We start from the raw sequence: 5,158 nt of genomic DNA on the forward strand, positions 1-5,158 counted from the left end.
CTCCCCCCACTTTGGCCCATGAATGAGTCGGCTCCCTGTCGAGCCTTTCCGGGTCGACGCTTCCCGAGCAGATTTATCAGATGACTGTCGTTTTCGACGATGCCGCCATGCGCGTCGAAATGAGCAACGTGGCCACGGCACCAAGGATCGCGGCACTCCCGAACGCGATCCTCGAACCGATAACGAGCGCCGATTCACTGTAATGAGAGGATGTTCCGATCGCCGTCTCAAGCAACACGACGGCAAGCGCCACACCGGACACCCGTCCAAAGTTTCGTATGGTGGCCAGCAGACTCCCGATGAGCCCGGTTTGCGCCACCGGCACACTCTCCAGAATCGACACGTTGTTCGGGGCGGTAAACAAGCCCATCCCCAGGCCAAACAGGGCCTGTGCCGCGACGACGGCCGGTTTCGAAGTGCCGCTTCCGAACCCCGCCATCCCCAGCAAAGCCGCGGTCGCGATTGCCATACCGACCGTCGTCGGCCATTTCGGGCCATATTTGTCTGTCAACCAACCCGCCACCGGGGAAATCAGGATCATCGCAACAGCTTGGGACGTCATGAGCAATCCGACATGCGCTATCGGCTCGTGCATCACCTGGTGAAGGAACAACGGCAGAATGAACGTGGGGAACATCATGATGACATACGAAAGATAACCTGCGACGTTCCCAATGGCAAACCGGGCGGAACGGAACAGCCGAAGGTCGATAAGAGGTTCGCGAATACGCGATTCGCGCATGATGAAAAGAAGCCATGCTCCGATGCTTACACCACCCGCCAAGATGCTCCTGCCGCTCATCCATCCCCAACTGTTTCCATTAGACATAAAAAGAAGCATTCCCGCCATGGCAACAAAGAACCACAACGAGCCCATCCAGTCAAATCGCGCCATGGAACGATTCGTGGACATGCGCCTCAAGAATGCAAGGCTCATCACGATAGAAATCATGCCGAGCGGAACGTTCACCCAGAAAATGGCCTGCCAGCCAACGGCTGCCGTCAAGGCACCTCCCAGCGCGGGACCGACGATGGTCCCTGCAGCCACGACACTGTTGACCAAGCCAAGAGGTCTCCCGCGTTGACCGGCCGGAAATGTGTATGAAATGATCGACATAACGTTGCCCATGATGGCCGCGCCACCTAGCGCCTGAACAAGGCGAAAAACGATCAGTTGGTCCACATCGGTCGACCATGCACACAATGCGGATCCTAAGCTGAAAACGGTCACCCCTGCAATATAACATGTTCGTCGATCGGTCCGATCAGACATTCCACCAATCATCGGCAACGTGGCGGTAACCACGAGCAGATACCCGGAAATGACCCACTGTAAGGCCCCTGGCCCAACATGAAAATCCCGCTGTAACACCGGCACCGCCACGTTAACAATACTGCTGTCCACATTGACCATGAACGTACCGATCACGACACTGATAAACACCAACCATCGATGTGCTGCCGGTTCGTGTGACTGTCCGGCTTTTTCGAGCGATGCCCTTGGCATACCGTTACTCTCCATTTCCGTCTCCTTCCAGTTTTAACGCGCCCGCTCGGATGTGCTTATCAATCATTTGCAAAAAGGACTCCAAGTTTTGCTTACGCAACTGGATGTCCTTGCGCCACCACATCAATTCTTGTTTCCCTGCATCGGTGATACGGTAGACGCGCTTGGGAGGGCCCGATTCATCCATACTCCACGTCGATTGCACCGAGCCACGCTGTTCAAGGTCTCTCAAGACCCTGTATACGGCACCACTGTCGATGTTCCACTCTTCGGGTAGCATTGTCCTGATGCGGTTCCACAGCGCCCCGCCGTGCGCTTCTCCATCCAACAAAAATAAGAGCAAAAAAGCGGGCAAATGGCGGTTCTGTTTCGAATTGAACTCCATCTGACATATCATCTCCATTCCCACGAGCCAAGCCCCGACCCGATCGGCTTTGGTTGTGGAGATATTGAAAAAAAAGCCGCCATGAGCGGCGGCATCACAGGGAAAAAGTGGTTACTTCTCGGCACCAGCGAATTCTCGCATCCGCTGTTCAATTTGTCCAAAGGCCTCATTGGGCAGAGGCTTTTCTCCGCCGATCAACCGCGCATTCAAAATCAATTCGGCTGCCTCATCGAGAGTAGCCAACAATTGAACCGCTTCAACAGGGCTACGCGAAAACACGAGTACGCCGTGATTCGCTAAGAGCACCGCCGATACACCCGGGTGTCCCTTCACAATGTCGATAATGCCGTTTACCGAAGCGTCCGACCCCCGCGGCGCCCATGGTACGACCGGAATGGTTTCGGTCACTCCGAAGCGGACCAAGGGTTCGTAAACAATCGGAATCGGTTGATGGGCGACGGCAAAGACTGTGGCGTGAGGCGCATGGGTATGGATGACGCTGCCGACCGAAGCACGCTCGCGATAGACCGCGGCATGCATGTGGATAATCTCCGCTTGGGCTGGAGCAACTTCCCCCTCAAGGACAGTACCGTCGATGCGAACCACTGCAAAACTGTCCTCGTCGAGATGGGCAACATTGCCGCCCTTTGTCAAGATCATCGCATCTTCGGAGATCCGCGCCGACAAGTTGGCATGATACCCGCGAAACATCAAGCCGGCATCTCTCAACGCCCGAGACGCTTGAATCAACTCGGTTTTAGCCCGAGAAACTTTGTCCATTCCGATCCCTCCTGTATCGATTTCTATAATGCATTTTACAGTATAGAGTGATAAACAGTCAAGGAAATGGAATCGAACATGAATGGGGTGGAAGAGAAGCCATGGGCGGCCTCGGTATACCCTGTCACGGCCCGCACGCTGCGAAAAAAGCCGGTGTGATCAGGTTGCCCCGTTTGATCGCCGTTGATTATGCCGCCTTCCCAAACGGCCCGAGCAGGGCACCTCTAGCTTTTCAAGCACTTGCGCCAACCCGTTCAGGGCTGCGTTCTCGTCCCTGAGATGGCGCGTCCCACACTGCGGACAGCTCCATTTCCGCACCTCCGGCGGAATCCCCTCCGCCACCTGGATGCCCACAACCAATTGACGTAGTCCCCGTACAACCGGTTCGCCACCGTCGGTGAACGCTTTTTTTACAGCATCCAGCTTGGCCTCATGATTTCTTTCCCGCGATGATTAGTGGTATGGTAGACGCATAAAAGATAGAATTATGGAGTTGGAACAACATTCGGGGAAAACAAATCAAAACCTTATTCCCGATTTGAGAGGCGTGAGAATTGACATGAACAAACATATACTCCCATATGGTGTCGCAGGGCTCGTGTTCGCCGTTTTTCTCGCCTTAATCGTGCTAGTAGGCGTTATATTTCTCCATCAGAGTGAGCCGCATCACGTGTTGATCACCCCTACCACGCCTTCGTTGTCGGCGGCAAGCACCGACAACGAACCAATACGTCGGTCTGACTATCTCGGCAAGTCCCGATACCATTATCGCAACCGCGTCCTGGTGCTCATGTATCATCACATCGACCCGCATGAGGGTGCATTCACCATTTCCCCGGAGCGCTTCGCCGCCCAGATGAACGCGCTTCAGCAGGCAGGTTATCACATCATCGGACTGAACAAGCTTCTCGCCTTTGCCGATAGTGGCGCTCCGGTTCCAGATAATGCCGTGGTCATCACTTTCGACGATGGCTATGAAAGCTTTTACAAATACGCTTATCCGATCTTACGAGCTCACCACTATCCAGCTACAAATTTCATTATTGTAAAAGATACAGATGCTCCAAACCTGAACCGCAAGGCCATCCCCCACCTCACTTGGTTGGAGATGAGGAAGATGCAGCACGACGGAATGACCTTTTGCAATCATACGTACAATCTTCATTATTTAGCGGTGGTCGATGCAACAGGACACCAAAAGCCGGCTGCCGCCAATGCAATTTTTTTACCAGGAAAGGGTAGGAAAGAGACTCAACAAGAGTATGAAGCGCGTATCCGCAGTGACCTTGCCCTGGCTGAGGAGCGCCTCGAACGCGAACTCGGTCCGCATCCCAAAGCTTTGGCATTCCCATATGGGGCTTACAATGACACTGTGCTCAATGTAGCACGATCCTTGGGAATTCGACTCTTTTTTACCGTCAAACCGGGGATCAACCCACCCGATCGCACCCTCCTTTACCGTATCAACGCCGGAACCCCGGCCCTCAGCGCTCAAGGCCTATTGAATGTGCTGCGTCACTATGATCAGCCGACTTTGACACCTACGGGTTCAAACATGTGAAATTCAGACGGGCCTGACTCGACTTGAGTCCCCGACCGGGGAACCTCTATTCTGACCGCCTCACATATCCGTCACCGGGAGCGGAAAACTTAACAACGTACAAAATTGCTCGCGGGAGGGGTTTCTTGAAATGGTCATGTGGCGCGCCGCTGCAGCCTTATCTTTGTCGCTGCTTGTGACCGGATGTTGGCCGGCACCTCGGGAGTCTTCACCCCCGCAACCGTTACCCGCGCAACCACAAGCGCAAGTGCCGTCCAACCCGCCCCGGGCCGCTGCCCCTCACGCTGTTCGGACCACCACGCACGATCTACAAGGGGGGTGGGAAAAAACCGGCCGCATCGACACCCCGGAACTCCGCCATCGAGTGGCTGACCAATTTCCGCAAATCGTCTTTTATCGCGGTCCGAGGAATGTAAAACAAGCCGCTTTGACCTTCGACGACGGTCCTGACGTCACCTATACCACCCGCATCCTGGACATCTTGCGGCGGGAAGGGATTCACGCCACCTTCTTTATCGTTGGCCAGCGGGCCCAAGCCCATCCCGAGATGGTTCGGCGAATTATCGCCGAGGGGCATGCGGTGGGCAACCACTCTTGGGACCATCCCAACTTTACAAAACTGTCGATCGCTGAGATTCGGTCAGAACTGATACGTACGAACGATTTGCTCCGTTCGCTGGTTGGCTATACTCCGGACCTCTTCCGCCCACCCTATGGAGAACTGACGCCAGCTCTGGTCCAGACGATCGGCGGCATGGGCTTTAAAATCATCGACTGGAGCGTGGACACACGCGACTGGGCGGGCACCCCGGTCCCCACGATCATGAACTATGTCCGAAAGGAAATCACCCCTGGCGGCATCATTCTGGAACACTGCGCCGGTGGCCGCGGAGAACGCTTGGATAACACGGTGGAAGCGTTACCC

6 protein-coding genes are annotated in these 5,158 nt (G+C 55.0%); 2 read left to right on the top strand and 4 right to left on the bottom strand.

Annotated features, from left to right (window positions below):
• Positions 1 to 76: 76 nt before the first annotated feature.
• The 4 genes from K6T64_RS16210 to K6T64_RS17065 form a co-directional block, all read right to left on the bottom strand.
• On the bottom strand, positions 77 to 1,507 hold the full coding sequence (locus K6T64_RS16210; RefSeq protein ID WP_288011132.1) for a DHA2 family efflux MFS transporter permease subunit: 1,431 nt from the start codon (positions 1,505 to 1,507) through the stop codon (positions 77 to 79).
• A 4-nt stretch (positions 1,508 to 1,511) separates the two neighbouring features.
• A complete protein-coding gene (locus K6T64_RS16215) occupies positions 1,512 to 1,910 on the bottom strand; it encodes a PadR family transcriptional regulator (RefSeq protein ID WP_288011144.1) in 399 nt (132 codons plus the stop codon).
• Between the two features lie 93 nt (positions 1,911 to 2,003).
• Positions 2,004 to 2,672 carry a class II aldolase/adducin family protein gene (locus K6T64_RS16220; protein WP_288011135.1) on the bottom strand — a complete coding sequence of 223 codons (669 nt, stop codon included), beginning with the start codon at positions 2,670 to 2,672 and terminating at the stop codon, positions 2,004 to 2,006.
• A 159-nt stretch (positions 2,673 to 2,831) separates the two neighbouring features.
• A complete protein-coding gene (locus K6T64_RS17065) occupies positions 2,832 to 3,026 on the bottom strand; it encodes a zinc ribbon domain-containing protein (RefSeq protein WP_483306159.1) in 195 nt (64 codons plus the stop codon).
• Positions 3,027 to 3,159: 133 nt separating this feature from the next.
• Here K6T64_RS17065 and K6T64_RS16225 point away from each other — a divergent pair, with 133 nt between their 5' ends.
• Entirely contained in the window at positions 3,160 to 4,233 is a 1,074-nt protein-coding gene (locus K6T64_RS16225; protein ID WP_288011138.1) for a polysaccharide deacetylase family protein, read from the top strand.
• 130 nt (positions 4,234 to 4,363) lie between these two features.
• Positions 4,364 to 5,158, top strand: a 795-nt coding sequence (locus K6T64_RS16230; protein WP_288011141.1) for a polysaccharide deacetylase family protein, incomplete at its 3' end; no start/stop codon positions are given.

This window comes from Kyrpidia sp. (assembly GCF_023512215.1).
GTDB lineage: Bacteria > Bacillota > Bacilli > Kyrpidiales > Kyrpidiaceae > Kyrpidia > Kyrpidia spormannii.